Origin of the sequence: Streptomyces sp. NPDC050743, assembly GCF_044456925.1 — a bacterium.
In the GTDB taxonomy this organism is placed as follows: domain Bacteria; phylum Actinomycetota; class Actinomycetes; order Streptomycetales; family Streptomycetaceae; genus Streptomyces.
In genome coordinates this window covers 82,918-99,512 of record NZ_JBITGJ010000017.1, presented here as the reverse complement: position 1 = coordinate 99,512, position 16,595 = coordinate 82,918, and the positions used below count along the sequence as shown (strand labels likewise).

At 70.5% G+C, this 16,595-nt stretch carries 16 protein-coding genes and 5 tRNA genes; 14 read left to right on the top strand and 7 right to left on the bottom strand.

Annotation, left to right across the window (positions count from 1 at the left end; translation table 11 throughout):
* Nucleotides 1–7: 7 nt before the first annotated feature.
* Both ACIBJF_RS19120 and ACIBJF_RS19115 read right to left on the bottom strand, forming a co-directional pair.
* Nucleotides 8–421, bottom strand: a complete 414-nt coding sequence (locus tag ACIBJF_RS19120) for a roadblock/LC7 domain-containing protein (RefSeq protein ID WP_005479910.1) — start codon at nucleotides 419–421, stop codon at nucleotides 8–10.
* A 9-nt stretch (nucleotides 422–430) separates the two neighbouring features.
* Nucleotides 431–4,234: a nitrate- and nitrite sensing domain-containing protein gene (locus tag ACIBJF_RS19115; RefSeq protein ID WP_399174982.1), complete on the bottom strand. Its 3,804-nt coding sequence runs from the start codon at nucleotides 4,232–4,234 to the stop codon at nucleotides 431–433.
* Between the two features lie 571 nt (nucleotides 4,235–4,805).
* On the opposite strand from ACIBJF_RS19115, the gene ACIBJF_RS19110 reads away from it, so the two are divergent.
* From ACIBJF_RS19110 to gltX, 3 genes are all read left to right on the top strand, one after another.
* Nucleotides 4,806–5,000: a hypothetical protein gene (locus ACIBJF_RS19110; protein ID WP_399174980.1), complete on the top strand. Its 195-nt coding sequence runs from the start codon at nucleotides 4,806–4,808 to the stop codon at nucleotides 4,998–5,000.
* Nucleotides 5,001–5,373: 373 nt separating this feature from the next.
* Nucleotides 5,374–6,159 (top strand): fumarylacetoacetate hydrolase family protein, encoded by a 786-nt coding sequence (locus tag ACIBJF_RS19105; protein WP_399174978.1) that lies wholly within the window; start codon nucleotides 5,374–5,376, stop codon nucleotides 6,157–6,159.
* Entirely contained in the window at nucleotides 6,152–7,636 is a 1,485-nt protein-coding gene (gltX, locus tag ACIBJF_RS19100) for a glutamate--tRNA ligase (protein WP_399174976.1), read from the top strand. The genes ACIBJF_RS19105 and gltX overlap by 8 nt, the downstream gene beginning before the upstream one ends.
* Before the next feature lie 58 nt (nucleotides 7,637–7,694).
* On the opposite strand, the gene ACIBJF_RS19095 is transcribed toward gltX, so the two are convergent.
* Nucleotides 7,695–7,889 carry a hypothetical protein gene (locus tag ACIBJF_RS19095; protein WP_399174975.1) on the bottom strand — a complete coding sequence of 65 codons (195 nt, stop codon included), beginning with the start codon at nucleotides 7,887–7,889 and terminating at the stop codon, nucleotides 7,695–7,697.
* A gap of 726 nt (nucleotides 7,890–8,615) precedes the next feature.
* Between ACIBJF_RS19095 and ACIBJF_RS19090 the strand changes: the two genes are divergently transcribed.
* The 6 genes from ACIBJF_RS19090 to ACIBJF_RS19065 all read left to right on the top strand — a co-directional run bounded on the left by ACIBJF_RS19090 (nucleotide 8,616) and on the right by ACIBJF_RS19065 (nucleotide 9,898).
* Nucleotides 8,616–9,347 (top strand): HAD family hydrolase, encoded by a 732-nt coding sequence (locus ACIBJF_RS19090; protein ID WP_399174973.1) that lies wholly within the window; start codon nucleotides 8,616–8,618, stop codon nucleotides 9,345–9,347.
* Nucleotides 9,348–9,436: 89 nt separating this feature from the next.
* Nucleotides 9,437–9,508 (top strand) — tRNA-Gln (locus tag ACIBJF_RS19085).
* Between the two features lie 21 nt (nucleotides 9,509–9,529).
* Nucleotides 9,530–9,602, top strand: a tRNA-Glu gene (locus ACIBJF_RS19080).
* A 29-nt stretch (nucleotides 9,603–9,631) separates the two neighbouring features.
* A tRNA-Glu gene (locus ACIBJF_RS19075) sits at nucleotides 9,632–9,704 on the top strand.
* Between the two features lie 21 nt (nucleotides 9,705–9,725).
* Nucleotides 9,726–9,797: transfer RNA gene (locus ACIBJF_RS19070), tRNA-Gln, on the top strand.
* Between the two features lie 28 nt (nucleotides 9,798–9,825).
* A tRNA-Glu gene (locus ACIBJF_RS19065) sits at nucleotides 9,826–9,898 on the top strand.
* 51 nt (nucleotides 9,899–9,949) lie between these two features.
* Here ACIBJF_RS19065 and ACIBJF_RS19060 read toward each other — a convergent pair.
* Complete coding sequence (locus ACIBJF_RS19060) at nucleotides 9,950–10,594, bottom strand: MerR family transcriptional regulator (RefSeq protein ID WP_399174971.1); 645 nt, start codon at nucleotides 10,592–10,594, stop codon at nucleotides 9,950–9,952.
* An 81-nt stretch (nucleotides 10,595–10,675) separates the two neighbouring features.
* On the opposite strand from ACIBJF_RS19060, the gene ACIBJF_RS19055 reads away from it, so the two are divergent.
* Nucleotides 10,676–11,185, top strand: a complete 510-nt coding sequence (locus ACIBJF_RS19055) for a DUF4188 domain-containing protein (RefSeq protein ID WP_399174970.1) — start codon at nucleotides 10,676–10,678, stop codon at nucleotides 11,183–11,185.
* Between the two features lie 85 nt (nucleotides 11,186–11,270).
* Here ACIBJF_RS19055 and ndgR read toward each other — a convergent pair whose 3' ends face one another.
* Nucleotides 11,271–11,987 carry an IclR family transcriptional regulator NdgR gene (gene ndgR / locus ACIBJF_RS19050; RefSeq protein WP_023546516.1) on the bottom strand — a complete coding sequence of 239 codons (717 nt, stop codon included), beginning with the start codon at nucleotides 11,985–11,987 and terminating at the stop codon, nucleotides 11,271–11,273.
* Nucleotides 11,988–12,184: 197 nt separating this feature from the next.
* Here ndgR and leuC point away from each other — a divergent pair, with 197 nt between their 5' ends.
* The 4 genes from leuC (at nucleotide 12,185) to ACIBJF_RS19030 (ending at nucleotide 15,487) form a co-directional block, all read left to right on the top strand.
* On the top strand, nucleotides 12,185–13,609 hold the full coding sequence (gene leuC / locus ACIBJF_RS19045; RefSeq protein WP_399174968.1) for a 3-isopropylmalate dehydratase large subunit: 1,425 nt from the start codon (nucleotides 12,185–12,187) through the stop codon (nucleotides 13,607–13,609).
* Between the two features lie 6 nt (nucleotides 13,610–13,615).
* A complete protein-coding gene (gene leuD, locus ACIBJF_RS19040; protein WP_399174967.1) occupies nucleotides 13,616–14,209 on the top strand; it encodes a 3-isopropylmalate dehydratase small subunit in 594 nt (197 codons plus the stop codon).
* Nucleotides 14,210–14,472: 263 nt separating this feature from the next.
* Nucleotides 14,473–14,703 (top strand): hypothetical protein, encoded by a 231-nt coding sequence (locus ACIBJF_RS19035; protein WP_399174965.1) that lies wholly within the window; start codon nucleotides 14,473–14,475, stop codon nucleotides 14,701–14,703.
* Nucleotides 14,704–14,839: 136 nt separating this feature from the next.
* Entirely contained in the window at nucleotides 14,840–15,487 is a 648-nt protein-coding gene (locus ACIBJF_RS19030) for an HU family DNA-binding protein (RefSeq protein WP_399174964.1), read from the top strand.
* A gap of 70 nt (nucleotides 15,488–15,557) precedes the next feature.
* Here ACIBJF_RS19030 and ACIBJF_RS19025 read toward each other — a convergent pair whose 3' ends face one another.
* Nucleotides 15,558–15,761: a hypothetical protein gene (locus ACIBJF_RS19025; protein WP_399174963.1), complete on the bottom strand. Its 204-nt coding sequence runs from the start codon at nucleotides 15,759–15,761 to the stop codon at nucleotides 15,558–15,560.
* A gap of 140 nt (nucleotides 15,762–15,901) precedes the next feature.
* A complete protein-coding gene (cofC, locus tag ACIBJF_RS19020) occupies nucleotides 15,902–16,540 on the bottom strand; it encodes a 2-phospho-L-lactate guanylyltransferase (protein ID WP_399174961.1) in 639 nt (212 codons plus the stop codon).
* Nucleotides 16,541–16,595: the final 55 nt, after the last annotated feature.

Genomic DNA, 16,595 nt, shown 5'->3' with positions numbered 1-16,595 from the left:
GGGCCGGTCAGTGAAGCAGACTGCCTTGCAGTTCGGCGCGCAGGTCCGGGGTGAGTACCGCCCCTGCGCGGTCGACGAGCAGAGCCATCTCGTAGCCGACGAGACCGATGTCGCACTCCGGGTGGGCCAGGACCGCGAGGGACGACCCGTCCGAGACGGACATCAGGAAGAGGAACCCGCGCTCCATCTCGACGACCGTCTGCGCCACGTCGCCGCCCTCGAAGATCCGGGAGGCCCCGGCCGTGAGGGAGGTCAGACCTGAGGCGACGGCCGCGAGCTGGTCGGCGCGGTCGCGCGGGAAGCCTTCGGACATCGCCAGCAGAAGGCCGTCGGCGGAGACCACCACCGTGTGCGACACCCCTGGGGTGTTGTCCACGAAGTTGGTGATCAACCAGTTCAGGTTCTGTGCCGCCTGGCTCATCGGACTCAACTAACGCTCCTGCTGGTGAGTGGGGCTCGGGAAGCTGCCGGTCTGGCCGCTGCCGGCCTGACGGCCCTGAGCGATGCCCCGACGGAGATTGGTCAGCCGTCCGCGTACGTCATCGGGCGCACGCGAGACCTGCGGACCGGTTTGGTGCTGTTGCTGCTGAGCCGTACCCGGGACGAGGTTCGCCCGGGGCACCCGGCGCGGCAGGCCGGAGGTGGTGACACCGCCCGCCGCGGGCTGCCGGACGCGCTCTGCCTGGCGGACGAACTCGTCGTTCGGCGAGGTGCGCCAGGAGCCGGTGGTGGAGCCGTTGCCGTTCGTGCCCGCGGGACGCTGCGGAGCCGGGGCGGACGCCGGCTGCTGCTGCGCGGGCTCCTGCTGCTGCGAACCGCCGTGGAACCAGTTGGTCTCCAGCGTGTCGTACAGCGGGGTGCGGCCGTCGACCGGGCCGCTGGCCGGCGGCAGGGCCTCCGGCTCACGGTGGACCGGACGCTGCTGCTGCGGGGCCTGCGGACGCTGGCCGCCGAAGCCGTCCCGGCCGGTCGGCTGCGGGCGCTCGAACTGGCCGGTGTGGGCCGGGTTCTGGCGCCCGGGCAGGGCATGGCGGCCGGTGGAGCCGCCGTCGTAGCCCTGCGGAGCCGCGAACTGGCCCGTGTTGTAACCCGTGTTGCGCGCGGGGTCGTCCTGCCGCGGCGCCGGCGTGCCGAAGACGTCGGAGCGGACGAACTGCCCCGAGCCGTCCCCGGCGCCCGGACCGTCGAACCGGCCGGGCAGCTGGGCGGCGTCGGGACGCGCGAACTGGCCGGTCTGCTGCGGGCTTTCGGGACGCGCGAACTGGCCGGTCTGGTGCGGGTTCTCGGGACGCGCGAACTGGCCGGTGTTCTGGGGACCGCCCAGGCCGTTCAGGTCCGGGCGCGGGAACTCGCCCGTGGCGGACGGGCCCTGTGCGTCGATCCGGGGCATCTCCGCGGTCGAGCCCGGACCCTGCCGGTCGTCGACGCGGGGCATGCGCGCGGTGTGCGCCGGGTCCTGCTCGTCGTGCCCGCGCGGGGCGTCCAGCGAGGCACGCGACAGCGGGCTCTGGGCGTCGGCCCAGTCCGGGGTGCGCGGCTGCTGGTCACCGCCGGGCAGCTCGGCCCGCGGGCCGCCGCGCGGCGGCAGCTGGGGCTGGCGGCCCTGGTCGGAGCCGGCACCGGGCCGCTGCGCGCCACGGCCGCCGAAGGCGTCCTGCTGCGGGCCGCCCGGGTTCGCGGACTGCAGGCCCTGCGGGGCGCCGGACGCCTGACCGCCGAAGCCGCCCGCACCCGCGCCCGCGGCCGCCGGCCGGCCCGGCGGGCCACCGAGACCGGGACCGCCCTGGGGACCGCGCGCACCGCCCGGCGCACCGGGACGGCCACCCTGACCGGTGCCGGGCAGCGCGGCCCGGGGACCCTGGCCGGCGCCGACCTGGCCGCGCGGAGCGGAACCCGCACCGAGCAGACCGCCACCGGACGGGGCACCGCCGAGGGCGCCGCCGCCCGCGTTGCCCGCCTGGCGCCGGGCCGCGGCCGCACCGGCGGCCGCCTGCGCGGCGGCCGGGCCACCGGTCGCGACGGGCGCGCCCGGCTTGCCGGGAGCGGGCTTCTTGCCACCCTGGGCCACGTCCACGGGCAGCATGACCAGCGCGGTCGTACCACCGGAGTCGGACGGGCGCAGCTGGATGCGGATGCCGTGCCGCTGGGAGAGCCGGCCGACCACGAAGAGGCCCATGCGGCGGGAGACGGAGACGTCCACGGTGGGCGGCGAGGCGAGCCGCTCGTTGATCGCCGCGAGGTCCTCGGGGGACAGGCCGATACCGGTGTCGTGGATCTCGATCAGCACCCGGCCGTCGGGCAGCGCGTGACCGGTGACCTTGACCTTGGTCTGCGGCGAGGAGAACGAGGTGGCGTTCTCCAGCAGCTCGGCGAGCAGGTGCACGAGGTCGTTGACCACGCGGCCGGCGACCTCGGTGGTCGGCACGGAGGCCAGCTCGATGCGCTCGTACTGCTCCACCTCGGACGCGGCGGCGCGGAGCACGTCGACCAGCGGGACCGGGCGGGTCCAGCGGCGGCCGGGCTCCTCACCCGCGAGGACGAGGAGGTTCTCACCGTTACGGCGCATACGCGTCGCGAGGTGGTCGAGCTTGAACAGCGAGGACAGCTGGTCCGGGTCGGCCTCGCGGGACTCCAGCTCGGAGATCAGCGACAGCTGGCGCTGGATCAGACCCTGGGAGCGGCGCGAGAGGTTGGTGAACATCGCGTTGACGTTGCCCCGCAGCAGGGCCTGCTCGGCGGCGAGGCGGACCGCCTCGCGGTGCACGTCGTCGAAGGCCGCGGCCACCTGGCCGATCTCGTCCCGCGAGTGCACACCGACCGACTCCACGGAGGTGTCGACGTCCTGCGGGTCGGACTCCGACAGCTGCTTGACCAGCTCGGGCAGACGGTCCTGGGCGACCTTGGTCGCGGTCTCCTGCAGACGGCGCAGCGAGCGGATCATGGAGCGGGCCACGACGAAGGCGCCGACCAGCGACACACCGAGCACGAGGAGGATCAGCGCACCGGAGATGATGGCGTCACGCTGGGTGGCGCTCTTCAGCTCGCGGGCCTTCTGCTCCATGTCCTCGAGCAGCGTGTGCTCGATCTTCTTCATCTGATCGATCTTGGCCGAGCTGTCGTCCACCCAGTCCTTGTACGAGCGGGCGTTCAGGCTCTGGAGGCCGTCGGGGGAGTCGAGGACGCGCTTGGCGTAGGTGTCCGCGGACTCGATCGTCGGGTTGCCCTCGTCGATCGGCTTGAGGAGTTCCTCGGCGTTGTTGTTCGCGTAGATCTTCCGGAAGATCGCGATCTCGGAGTTCTCGCTCTGGTACGCCGACTGGCCGTAGAGGCGGTCGTTCGTCGACAGGTCGCCCTTGGTGGACGGGGTCGCGGGCAGCGCCGCGGCGATCGTGGCGCGCTGCACGGAGGCGTACTCCTTGGCGGTGGAGAAGGCCGCCAGGGCGCGGGTGCGCGAGATCATCTCCGGGTTGCTGGACGCCTGGGCCATGTCCTGGGACAGGTCGATCAGCTGGGTGATCAGCCGGTGGTAGGACTCGATCGTCTGGGTCGAGTTGTCCTTGGTCGAGTAGGCGCCCTTGCGGATCTTGGCCAGCTGGTCGAGCTGGTTGAAGATGCCGACGAGGTTGTCGCGAACGCCCTGGAGCTGACCGTCCTTGCTGGCGGCGTCGATGTCCTGGGTGGAGTTCTCGAAGTTCGACAGGGCCCGGTCGGTCTTGCCCCGGTAGGCCTTGACCGTGTAGTCGTTCGCGCTCAGGCCGTGCGCCATGGGACCGGCGGACTGGTCGCGCTCGTCCTGGAGCGCCTGGGCCAGCTCGGTCGCCTGCTTGGTCATGTCCGTCAGCAGCTTCATGTTGTCGAGCTGCTGGATGTCGGTGATGTTCTGGTCGATGCGCAGCGCACCCAGCGAGGTCGCCGCGACCACGGGGAGCGCGAGCAGCGACACCAGACGCGTGGAGATGCGCCAGTTGCGCAGCGCCACGCGGGAGCCGGGGCCGGTGGAGCCCTTGATGGGCTTGATGGCCGGCGCGGGGGCGGCGCCGGAGGTGCCGGTCCCGGTCGCGGCCGACGTGACCGACACGCCGGGGCGTCCGCCGCGCTCACCGCCGTCCGCGGACGGGGCCGGGCCCGGGTTCTGGGCGTGCTGGGGCGAGGAGCTGCCCTTCATGGGGCCAGTCCCGTCGTGCGACTCCGGCTCCGCCGAAGCGCTGCCATCCCTCTTGAAACGTCCCTGCACTAGCGTCGCAACCTCTGGACCAGGCGCCCCTCCGCGCGAACGGAGGGACACGGTGTCGGCGTGTGGGGAGCGCCCTGAAAACGCCCCCCGATGGTCTTGAGTGACCGGCGCTGGTTCCCCCTGTCTCGCCCGCCACTCGGCGCTGCTTCGCGCCCCTTGTGCGCCGGCTCGATCCCCGCGGCGGTCCGTGGAATTCCAGCACAGTGCCGGATCTCCAACAAGGGCCGTGCCCCTAGCTGTGACCTACGTGACGGGCTGTGAGTGCCGGGTCACCAGCAGTGGGGGCCGATGCCCAACATATCGGGCGTATCCCTGCGACTCGCCGCTCGGCGTCAGGTGTCTGAGTCGCCATGATCAGGAGCGGAATGACGGCTTCAGTGGGTCAATGTCCGTTTCGCTGGGCTGCGTTGCCCATGAGGTTTGACCGAATTGTCCGCGAGCTCGTGAGCAAACTCACACACGCCTCGTCAGCAGTTGGCGTCGTCGGTGGGGAATTGGATGTTTAGCCTGACGCTTTACAAGAGGGACGGCTCTGACAACCCACTCGACCCGAGGGCACAGGATCACAACGGTGAAGACGACGATGATGTTCCACAAGATCGCCAACCCGCGACGCACCACCCTGGCGCATCTGGCGGACGCCGACGAACTGCAGACCCCCGAGTTGCCGGAGCACTCCCTCGAGCTCCCCACCCAGACGGCCAACCCGCGGCGCACGGTCCTGGTGGACGTCCCGGCCGGCGCGACGGCCACCGCCGGAGAGTAGCCGACCGGCCCGGACGGCAGCCGACCGGCGCTCACCTATTCCGCTGAATTTCCGGGACCCCGTTTTCGTGCGACACCCGGCCCGGCCGTGACGCGCCCTTCGGAATTCCCCCGGACCGCTTTTCCGGGCGCCTCGGCGATCATCCGCAACACGGCGGTGGCCGTGCTCCCACGGCCACCGGCGCACCGTACGGCCGCAGGTCGAGGCCGGCCGGGGCGCACGCCGAACACCGCGAACCCCGAATTCCGGGCGGCCCCATTCCCGCACCGGAAAAACGCCGCGAGCCCCGTCGCACCGGCCGAACGTCCGGCGGCCCGACCGGTTAACCTGGGGCGTCAGTACGCCGGTTCTCAGTAAGGGGCGCAAGGATCCCGTGCGCATCGCCAGGTTCTCCATCGACGGGAACGTAGCCTTCGGCGCGGTCGAGGGCGACAAGCAGGACGAACTCGTCCTCGACATCATCAAGGGCATCCCGTTCGCGGACTACGAGCTGTCCGGCACGAAGGTGCCGCTGAGCAAGGTCAGGCTGCTCCCGCCGGTACTCCCCAACAAGGTCGTGGCGTTCGGCCGCAACTACGCCGAGCACGCGCGCGAGCTGGGCAACGAGGTGCCGGACGCCCCCTTCGCCTTCTTCAAGCCGTCCACTTCGGTGATCGGTTCCGGCGACGAGATCCAGTACCCCTCCTTCTCCGAGGAACTGCACCACGAGGCCGAGCTGGCCGTCGTCATCGGCCGCATGTGCCGCGAGGTCCCGCGCGACCGCGTCAAGGACGTGATCTTCGGCTACACCTGCGCCAACGACGTCACCGCCCGCGATGTGCAGCGCCGCGAGAAGCAGTGGGCCCGGGCCAAGGGCTTCGACACGTCCTGCCCGCTCGGCCCCTGGGTGGAGACCGGCCTCGACCTCGACCGCGCGAACGACCTCACCGTCCAGCTCACCGTCAACGGCGAACAGCGCCAGCTGGGCCGTACGAGCGAGATGGTCCACCCCATCGAGGACCTGGTCGTCAACATCTCCGAGGCCATGACCCTGCTGCCCGGCGACGTCATCCTCACCGGCACCCCCGCGGGGGTCGGCCCCTTGAACGTCGGCGACGAGGTCGCCGTCTCCATCGAAGGCATCGGCACTCTCACCAACAAGGTTGTCAAGCGTGGCTAGCGCATCCGGCTCACCCGTACGCGTCCGTTTCTGTCCCTCGCCCACCGGTAACCCGCACGTGGGTCTGGTCCGCACCGCCCTGTTCAACTGGGCGTTCGCCCGGCACCACCAGGGCACCCTGGTCTTCCGCATCGAGGACACCGACGCCGCCCGCGACTCCGAGGAGTCCTACAACCAGCTGCTCGACGCGATGCGCTGGCTCGGCTTCGACTGGGACGAGGGCCCCGAGGTCGGCGGCCCGCACGCCCCGTACCGCCAGTCGCAGCGCATGGACATCTACGCCGACGTCGCCCGGAAGCTGCTGGACGCCGGCCACGCCTACCACTGCTACTGCTCCCAGGAGGAGCTGGACACCCGCCGCGAGGCCGCCCGCGCCGCCGGCAAGCCCTCCGGCTACGACGGCCACTGCCGCGATCTGAGCGCCGAGCAGGTCGAGGAGTACCAGGCGCAGGGCCGCACGCCCATCGTCCGCTTCCGGATGCCGGACGAGACGATCACCTTCACCGACCTGGTGCGCGGCGAGCTGACCTTCACCCCGGAGAACGTGCCGGACTACGGCATCGTCCGCGCGAACGGCGCCCCGCTGTACACGCTGGTGAACCCGGTCGACGACGCCCTGATGGAGATCACCCACGTCCTGCGCGGCGAGGACCTGCTCTCCTCCACTCCCCGCCAGATCGCCCTGTACAAGGCGCTGACGGAGCTGGGCATCGCCAAGCAGACCCCGCAGTTCGGGCACCTGCCGTACGTGATGGGCGAGGGCAACAAGAAGCTCTCCAAGCGCGACCCGCAGTCGTCGCTGAACCTCTACCGCGAGCGGGGCTTCCTGCCGGAGGGCCTGCTCAACTACCTGTCGCTGCTGGGCTGGTCGCTCTCCGCGGACCAGGACATCTTCACGATCGCCGAGATGGTCGCCGCCTTCGACATCTCCGACGTGAACCCCAACCCGGCGCGCTTCGACCTGAAGAAGTGCGAGGCGATCAACGGCGACCACATCCGCATGCTGGATGTGAAGGAGTTCACCGAGCGCTGCCGCCCGTGGCTGAAGGCCCCGTTCGCCCCCTGGGCGCCCGAGGAGTTCGACGAGGCCAAGTGGCAGGCGATCGCCCCGCACGCCCAGACCCGTCTGAAGGTGCTCTCGGAGATCACCGACAACGTCGACTTCCTCTTCCTGCCGGAGCCGGTCCAGGACGAGGCGTCCTGGACCAAGGCGATGAAGGAGGGCAGCGACGCCCTGCTCCGCACGGCCCGGGAGAAGCTGGAGTCGGCCGACTGGACCTCCCCCGAGTCGCTGAAGGAGGCCGTCCTGGCCGCCGGCGAGGTGTACGGCCTCAAGCTCGGCAAGGCCCAGGCCCCGGTCCGCGTCGCCGTCACCGGCCGCACCGTCGGCCTGCCGCTCTTCGAGTCCCTGGAAGTCCTGGGCAGGGAGAAGACGCTGGCCCGGATCGACGCGGCGCTGGTGAAGCTCACCGCGTGACCGAAGCGTGCACGAGGGGCGGCACCCGGGGTTCCGGGCGCCGCCCCTCAGGCGTTGGTCACTGTGCGTCGGCTTCGTCGATCAGGTAGGCGCTCTCGTCGAAGATCTCCAGCGCGACGATGACCATGATCGCGCCGGCCATCATGTATTCCAGCATCACGCCGGGGGCCGCATACGCCTTCCGCAGGTGTTCGTCCGGGCCGAGCTGAGCCGTCGAGGTCTTGCGGAACGGGTCGCGGGCCAGTATCCGCACGGCCTTGTCCAACTGCGCCCGACGCTCTCCGGGCAGCGCGTCGTACGTGGCGCGGGCCTCAACGGTGAACTGGGGCCGGGCCGGGGGAGTGGGGCGTGCTGAAGCTCGGCGCGGTGACACGCTGCGTCTACGACGCCGACGAGAACAAGGCGCTGCCGGAGGATTTCGCCGTCGACCGGCGCTTCGAAGTACGCGCCGGGGACCTGCTCTTCTCGCGGAAGAACACCCCCGACCTGGTTGCGGCCGTGGCGCTCGTGACCTCCACCCCCGAGCGTCTCCTGCTGCCGGACCTCATTTACCGGCTGGTACCGGCGGAGGACTCGGGAGCGACGGCCGAGTACCTTCACGCCGCCATGACCCATCCGGCCGTGCGGAAGCGTGTTCAGGCTCTCGCGTCGGGCAGTGCCGCTTCCAGGGTGAACATCTCCAAGGGCAGGTTGACGGGGCTCCCGCTGTCTGTTCCGCCCCTGCGAAGCGCAGGAGCGGTTCGCCGCTCTGCCGCGCCGTGTGCGCATCCAGCGCGAGGTCCAGTCGGCTCACCTCGCCACGCTCGACCAGCTCTTCACCTCCGTCCAGCAGCGTGTCTTCGGCGGCACCCTCCGGGATCACGGCCCCGCGTCCATGTGACGCTCCGCCGGACCCGCGCACCCGTCGTGTGACCTCTGTCACGCACTGTGATCGCACTTGCCCGGACGCGGGCCGCGTCCCGGCAGTACCGTCGGTGGCATGACGATCAGAGCCGTGGTCTGGGACGTCGACGACACCCTTTTCGACTACACCTCCGCCGACCGTGCGGGGATGCGGGCGCATCTGGCGGCGGAGGGGCTGCTCGCGGGGTACGGCAGCCCCGAGGAGGCGCTCGGCCGGTGGCGGGAGATCACCGACCGGCAGTGGGCGCGGTTCTCGGCGGGGGAGGTCAGCTTCGAGGGGCAGCGGCGCGACCGCGTGCGGGTGTTTCTGGGCGCGGAGCTGACCAATGCCGAGTGCGACGCGTGGTTCCAGCGGTACATCGGGCACTACGAGGCCGCCTGGACCCTCTTCCCGGACGTCCTGCCCGCTCTGGAGGCACTCTCCGCCAGCCACCGGCACGCGGTGCTGTCGAACTCCAGCATCACGGTCCAGGAGCACAAGCTGCGCACCCTCGGCCTCCTCGACCGCTTCGAGGTCGTGCTGTGCGCCGCCGAGCTGGGCGTGTCCAAGCCGGAGGCCGGCGCCTTCCTGGCGGCCTGCGAGGCGCTGGGGCTGCCTGCGCACGAGGTGGCGTACGTCGGTGACCACCCGGAGATCGACGGGCGGGGCGCCGCCGAGGCCGGGCTGCTGTCCGTGTGGATCGATCGCGAGACGGGCGCCGTACAGGCCGTCGGGGAGGTCGTCTGGCGTCGGATCTCGACCCTCGCCGAACTCCCCGCGCTCGTCCGCGCGGATACCCGTTTTGGAGCCCCGTCCACCTTCAGGTAATGTTCTTCCTGCGCCGAGGGGAGCGGGCCGGAAGGCCGGAGCCCCACGGAGCACGCTAGAACGAGACCCCGCAGGGGCTTGAGTTCCAGTGGCCTATGGTGTAATTGGCAGCACGACTGATTCTGGTTCAGTTAGTCTTGGTTCGAGTCCAGGTAGGCCAGCTCGCAGAGCTTATCTGCAAAGCCCCCGTTGTGTAGCGGCCTAGCACGCTGCCCTCTCAAGGCAGTAGCGCCGGTTCGAATCCGGTCGGGGGTACTGATCCTGATCTTGTCGGGATCGCTAGGGCCCCCGTTGTGTAGCGGCCTAGCACGCCGCCCTCTCAAGGCGGTAGCGCCGGTTCGAATCCGGTCGGGGGTACTGATTGGTCTAAACCATCATTGGTCTATGGTGTAATTGGCAGCACGACTGATTCTGGTTCAGTTAGTCTTGGTTCGAGTCCAGGTAGACCAGCCCGGGCCTGCGGAAACGCAGAGTCCACGCCCCCGTTGTGTAGCGGCCTAGCACGCCGCCCTCTCAAGGCGGTAGCGCCGGTTCGAATCCGGTCGGGGGTACGCACAGGGAAGGCCCTCCACCTCGGTGGGGGGCCTTCGTCGTACCCGGCCCTACTCGAAGCCGTACCGCCGGCCCGACTCCTCCTCCTGGGCCAGCCGGCGCAGCGCCTGCAGCATCGGCTCGGTCAGCACGGCGCCGAGCACCGCCGTCTCCACCTTCTCCGCCTCCGACGGATGCGTCTCCACGAAGTCCAGGTCGAGTTTCGCCACCTGGTGCATCAACTTCCCGTATTCCAGTAGCAGTTCGGTGCCCCAGTCGTAGCCGAGCCGGCGGAACGCGGCCACCGCGACCACCAGGGAGCGGTACGCGGGCGAGACGGTCGTCAGCAGCCGGGCGTTGGACCAGCCCAGCGTCTCCAGCAGCGCGTCCGCCTCCTGGTGCGCGGCCCGCACGAAGTCGTCCTCCTCGTCCGGCTCCGGCACCTGCGGCAGCGCCCACAGGGCCGCGCCCAGCCGGATCGTGCGGCTCAGGGACTCGTCGTCGACGTTGCGCAGCACCTCCCGCACCGTGGCCACCGGGAGCCCGCCGACCTGGATCATCGCCCGCACCAGCCGCAGCCGGCGCAGGTGCTCCTCGTCGTACTCGGCCGTGGTCGTGTTGAGCTGCCGGCCCGGCGGCAACAGGCCTTCGCGCAGGTAGTACTTGATCGTCGCGGTGGACACACCGCTGCGTCTGCTCAGTTCGGCCAGCCGCATGTCTTGCGCCCCTTCTTGGATAACGGCACTATCCAATCATTGGCACTTGGATAGCGCCGCTCGCCAACGAGGGGAAGTCTCATGGTGTCCCGTACGACCGCCGACGCGAAGGGCGAGGTCGTCGTCCTGCTGATCGGCATGCGCATCAACCGATTCTGGGCGGTGCGTCTGTGGCTGCCGGTGATGCTCGCGATGCTCCGGATGCTGCGGGAGCTCGGGAAGGACCCGGCGCGGGGCCTGCGCGGCCATGTGCTGCTGACGGCTTCGCCGCGCACGTACTACGTCGTGCAGTACTGGGAGTCCAAGGAGAAGCTGTACGCCTACGCGACCGCGCCGGAGGCGTTCCACCACCGGGCGTGGGCCACGCTCAACCGCAAGGAGCGCAGCGGGAGGCTGCGTGGGCAGGTCGGGATCTGGCACGAGACGTACGTCGTGCCGGAGGGCTCGTACGAGGCGATCTACGGGGACATGCCGGCCTTCGGTCTCGCGGCCGCGCACGGGCAGATCCCGCTGGAGAAGCGGGGCCGGTACGCCAAGGACCGGTTCGCGTACCGCTCGCAGCAGGGCCCGGTGGCCGAGAAGACCGGCTGACCGGGGGGACCGGGGGAGCGAGGAGGGTCTGCCGCGGCGTTGAGGCGGGCCCTCCTCGGTGCTTCCCGAGTTCCCGGGTGCGGGCTCAGCCCGAGCGGCGCAGGGCCTCCGAGAGGCGGGCGGCGGCGTCGATGACCGCCTGGGCGTGCATACGGCCGGGATGGCGCGTCAGGCGCTCGATCGGGCCGGAGACGGACACCGCGGCCACGACGCGGTTGGAGGGGCCGCGCACCGGCGCGGACACCGACGCGACGCCCGGCTCGCGCTCGCCGATGGACTGGGCCCAGCCGCGCCGCCGTACGCCCGACAGGGCCGTCGCCGTGAAGCGGGCACCCTGCAGACCGCGGTGCAGGCGCTCGGGCTCCTCCCAGGCGAGCAGGATCTGCGCCGAGGAGCCGGCCTTCATCGTGAGCGTGGAACCGACCGGGACGGTGTCCCGAAGGCCGGACAGGCGTTCCGCCGCGGCCACACAGATCCGCATGTCGCCCTGGCGTCGGTAGAGCTGTGCACTCTCGCCGGTGACATCACGGAGGTGGGTGAGCACGGGGCCCGCCGTCGCGAGCAGGCGGTCCTCGCCGGCCGCCGCCGCCAGTTCCGCGAGACGCGGACCGAGAATGAAACGGCCCTGCATGTCGCGTGCCACCATGCGGTGGTGTTCCAAAGCCACGGCCAGGCGGTGAGCCGTGGGTCGTGCCAGTCCGGTCGCGCCGACCAGACCCGCGAGGGTGGCCGGACCGGACTCCAGAGCGCTCAGGACGAGGGCCGCCTTGTCCAGAACGCCGACGCCGCTACTGTTGTCCATGCAACGATACTCGCGTCTCACTCTGTGAAACGCAAGTTCAATTTTCCGGGGAACGCGCCACTCTGGAATCACACAGCGGCCCGCAGACCAACGGGCCCGGTGGTGGACGCCCGGAATCACGACACCTGGGGCGCGGGCGTCTCCTCCTCAAGATCTCTAGTTGGGCCGGTGCACGCTTGCCGGCCGGAGGGAAAGCGATGGGTAGGACACTCGCGGAGAAGGTCTGGGACGACCACGTCGTCCGGCGCGCCGAGGGCGAGCCCGACCTCCTCTTCATCGATCTGCACCTGCTGCACGAGGTGACCAGCCCGCAGGCCTTCGACGGGCTGCGCAAGAACGGGCGTCAGGTGCGCCGCCTCGACCTCACCATCGCCACCGAGGATCACAACACCCCGACCCTCGACATCGACAAGCCCATCGCGGACCCGGTCTCGCGCGTCCAGCTGGAGACGCTGCGCAAGAACTGCGCCGAGTTCGGGGTGCGGCTGCACCCGCTGGGCGACGTCGAGCAGGGCGTCGTCCACGTGGTGGGCCCGCAGCTGGGTCTGACCCAGCCCGGTACGACCGTGGTCTGCGGCGACTCCCACACCTCCACGCACGGCGCGTTCGGCGCGCTGGCGTTCGGCATCGGCACCTCCCAGGTCGAGCACGTGCTGGCCACCCAGACGCTGCCGCTGGCCCGCCCCAAGACCATGGCCATCACGGTCGAGGGCGAGCTGCCCGAGGGCGTCACCGCCAAGGACCTGATCCTGGCGATCATCGCGAAGATCGGTACCGGCGGCGGCCAGGGCTACATCCTGGAGTACCGCGGCTCCGCCATCGAGAAGCTCTCGATGGAGGCCCGGATGACCATCTGCAACATGTCGATCGAGGCCGGCGCCCGCGCGGGCATGATCGCCCCCGACGAGACCACCTTCGCGTACCTCAAGGGCCGCCCGCACGCCCCCGAGGGCGCCGACTGGGACGCCGCGGTGGAGTACTGGAAGACGCTGCGCACCGACGACGACGCCGAGTTCGACGCCGAGGTCGTGATCAACGCCGACGAGCTGTCCCCGTTCGTCACCTGGGGCACCAACCCCGGCCAGGGCGCCCCGCTTTCGGCGTCCGTCCCCGACCCGGCTTCGTACGAAGACGCTTCGGAGCGCCTCGCCGCCGAAAAGGCCCTGGAGTACATGGGGTTGGAGGCCGGCCAGCCGCTGCGGTCCATCGAGGTGGACACCGTCTTCGTAGGCTCCTGCACCAACGGCCGCATCGAGGACCTGCGCGCCGCCGCGGACCTGCTGCGGGGCCGCAAAGTCGCCGACGGCGTACGGATGCTGGTCGTCCCCGGCTCCGCGCGCGTGGGACTGCAGGCCGTCTCCGAGGGCCTGGACGTGGTCTTCAAGGAGGCCGGCGCCGAATGGCGGCACGCGGGCTGCTCGATGTGCCTCGGCATGAACCCCGACCAGCTGGCCCCGGGCGAGCGTGCCGCCTCCACCTCCAACCGCAACTTCGAAGGCCGGCAGGGCAAGGGCGGCCGTACGCACCTGGTGTCGCCGCAGGTCGCGGCCGCGACCGCCGTCCTGGGCCACCTGGCCTCGCCCGCCGACCTGTCCGACGCCCCTGTGCCCGCTGGAGTCTGAAAAATCATGGAAGCCTTCACCCACCACACCGGCCGGGCCGTCCCGCTGCGCCGCAGCAACGTCGACACCGACCAGATCATCCCTGCTCACTGGCTCAAGAAGGTCACGCGCGACGGGTTCGAGGACGGGCTGTTCGAGGCCTGGCGCAAGGACCCCGAGTTCATCCTCAACCGCCCCGAGCGGCAGGGTGCGACCGTCCTGGTCGCCGGCCCCGACTTCGGCACCGGCTCCTCCCGTGAGCACGCCGTCTGGGCGCTGCAGAACTACGGCTTCAAGGCCGTGATCTCCTCCCGCTTCGCGGACATCTTCCGGGGCAACTCGCTGAAGAACGGCCTGCTCACGGTCGTTCTGGACCAGAAGATCGTGGACGCGCTGTGGGAGCTCACGGAACAGGACCCCACTGCTGAGGTCACTGTGGACCTTGAGGCTCGTGAGGTTCGCGCGGAGGGCATCACCGCCTCCTTCGAGCTGGACGAGAACTCCCGCTGGCGGCTGCTGAACGGCCTGGACGACATCTCCATCACGCTCCGGAACGAGGCCGACATCGCCGCGTACGAGGCCAAGCGGCCGTCGCACAAGCCGCGGACGCTCCAGGGCTGATCCGGACCCCGGCCGGGTCGCGTTTCGGCCACCCCAACACACCCTCTGTACCCCCGATCGCCACGATTGGGGGTACAGCCGTGTCTGCACCCGAACGGCCCCGTGAGCTTCTTACTTGACGCTCAACTCGCCACGTTACGAAGGCCGTTGACTGGGTACGCGAGTGCTGGGATCGCGCCCTCCGCAAGTGTCTGGAAGGCCATTTGAGGCGGCAGTTGCCCCCTGAGCAGGCGACAACTCGCCCCAGATGGCACAATCTGTGCATGGAACGCGACGGCCAACTCCAGCTCTATACGGCGGTCGCGAACCAGCTGAAGGAAGCGCACGCAAGGGTGCGCGCACTGCAAGTCCCGGAGGGCGTACGGATGGCGCTGACCCGGAAGCTGCTGGTCATTACGGCCGCGGCCAAGCACGATCTCGCCGCTGCGGCAAGGCGGCTCGAGCGGTTCAACGCGGACCTCGACGAGGGTCGGATCCCCGGCGAGGACGGCTGAACAGCCCGAGACCACCGAGTCTGTTGCGGCACAAGGGTGATTAGCCCGTTTCGTGTTTGATTTGCGGTATATATCTGCCTAACGTGCGAAAAAGCTTGAACACTTTCGTTCTGGCGATGTCTCCGAAGGGGAAGACGTGAACAAGGCGCAGCTCGTAGAAGCGATTGCCGACAAGGTGGGTGGCCGCCAGCAGGCCGCCGACGCTGTCGATCATGTCCTGGACGCCATCGTCCGCGCGGTCGTCGCGGGCGAGCGGGTCTCGGTCACCGGCTTCGGGTCCTTCGAGAAGGTGGACCGCCCCGCCCGCTACGCCCGCAACCCCCAGACGGGCGAGCGGGTTCGGGTCAAGAAGACCTCCGTGCCGCGCTTCCGCGCCGGTCAGGGCTTCAAGGACCTGGTGAGCGGCTCGAAGAAGCTGCCGCGCGGCGGCGAGGTCTCGGTCAAGAAGGCGCCGAAGGGCAGCCTGACCGGCGGCGCCGCGGCGACGGTCAGGAAGGCCGCCGCGAAGAAGACCACCAAGGCGGCCGCGAAGAAGACCACGGCCAAGAAGGCGGCGCCGGCGAAGAAGGCGCCCGCCGCGAAGAAGACCACGGCGAAGAAGGCGCCCGCCAAGAAGACCACGGCGGCCGCCAAGACCGCCGCGGCGAAGAAGACCACCGCCAAGAAGGCGGCGGCCAAGAAGGCCCCGGCGAAGAAGGTCACCGCGAAGAAGGCCCCGGCCAAGAAGTCGACGGCCCGCAAGACCACCGCCAAGAAGGCCACCGCCCGCAAGGCGACGTCGTAAGGACGCCAGGCACCCACGCGCCGGGCCGGACTCCCCTGGGGAGCCCGGCCCGCGGCGTGTGTAAGAGCAGTTACAGGGTTTGGAGGGTTACTAGGGTGATGCGCAGGGCGTCACCGGATCCCTCCGTCTCGATCCGCACGCGCTGTCCGGGGCGCAGCAGCAACAGGCCTCCGGCGGTGAACGCGGCGGTGTCGAAGGGCACCGGGGTGCCGTTGTCGAGGAGCACCTGTCCGCTGCGGGTTTCCGGGTCGAAGGTGTATGCGGTGGCCTGCATGGCAGCAGCCTAGTGGGGTCTTGGGATTCGGGGCTCGCCGCGGGGCTGCGGACGTCTGCGGGCCGCGGGTCCGTCGTGGCCGGTCGCACCCCCGCGGCGGAGCCGCACTTCGGCACAGCCCCGCGCCCCTGACGGGACGCTCAGGACCCCGGGATCAGCAACCCGGCCGAAACCGCAGCGGTATGCGGGCCGACGCCCAGGGCCAGCGCCGCCCGCAGGTCGTCCCCGGTGTCCACGTCCTGCCGTACCGAATCCACCCCCGCCAGCCGGATTTCCGCCGCTCCGGACGCGCGATGACGGGCACGGGAATCCACGCCGAACTCCGGCTGCAATTCCCGGTCCGGCCCCGCCGCCAGCAACGTCGTGCCCAGTTGCGCCGCATCCGCGAGAAACGCCCGGGAGAACTCCGCCGCCGCGCCCAGGACGACGGCCAGTTCCGCCGGGCGCAGTGCCGGCAGGTCGGCGTTCAGGGCCGCGACCGGTGTGCGCGGGCGTATGTCCCGTACGACGGCCGCCCCGTGCGCCAGCGCGGCGTTCAGACCGCTCGCCGGCGTGTCCGGGACGATCCGCGCGCCCAGCGCCGCCAGCTCGCGCGCCGCCCGTTCGTCGTCCGTGACGACCGCCACATCCGCCACGGCCGCGCAGGACAGCGCCGCGGCCACCGTGTCCTGCGCGAAGGCCAGCGCCAGCCCGAGGCGCACCCCGTCGCCCGCGGTGTCGGAGAGCCTGCTCTTGGCCCGCGACAGGGGCTTCAGGGGGATGACCAAGGTCCACTGCACCGGCGTACCGTCCCTCTCTGTTCACGATCATTGTCCCCCGCGCCATCTGGCGCCT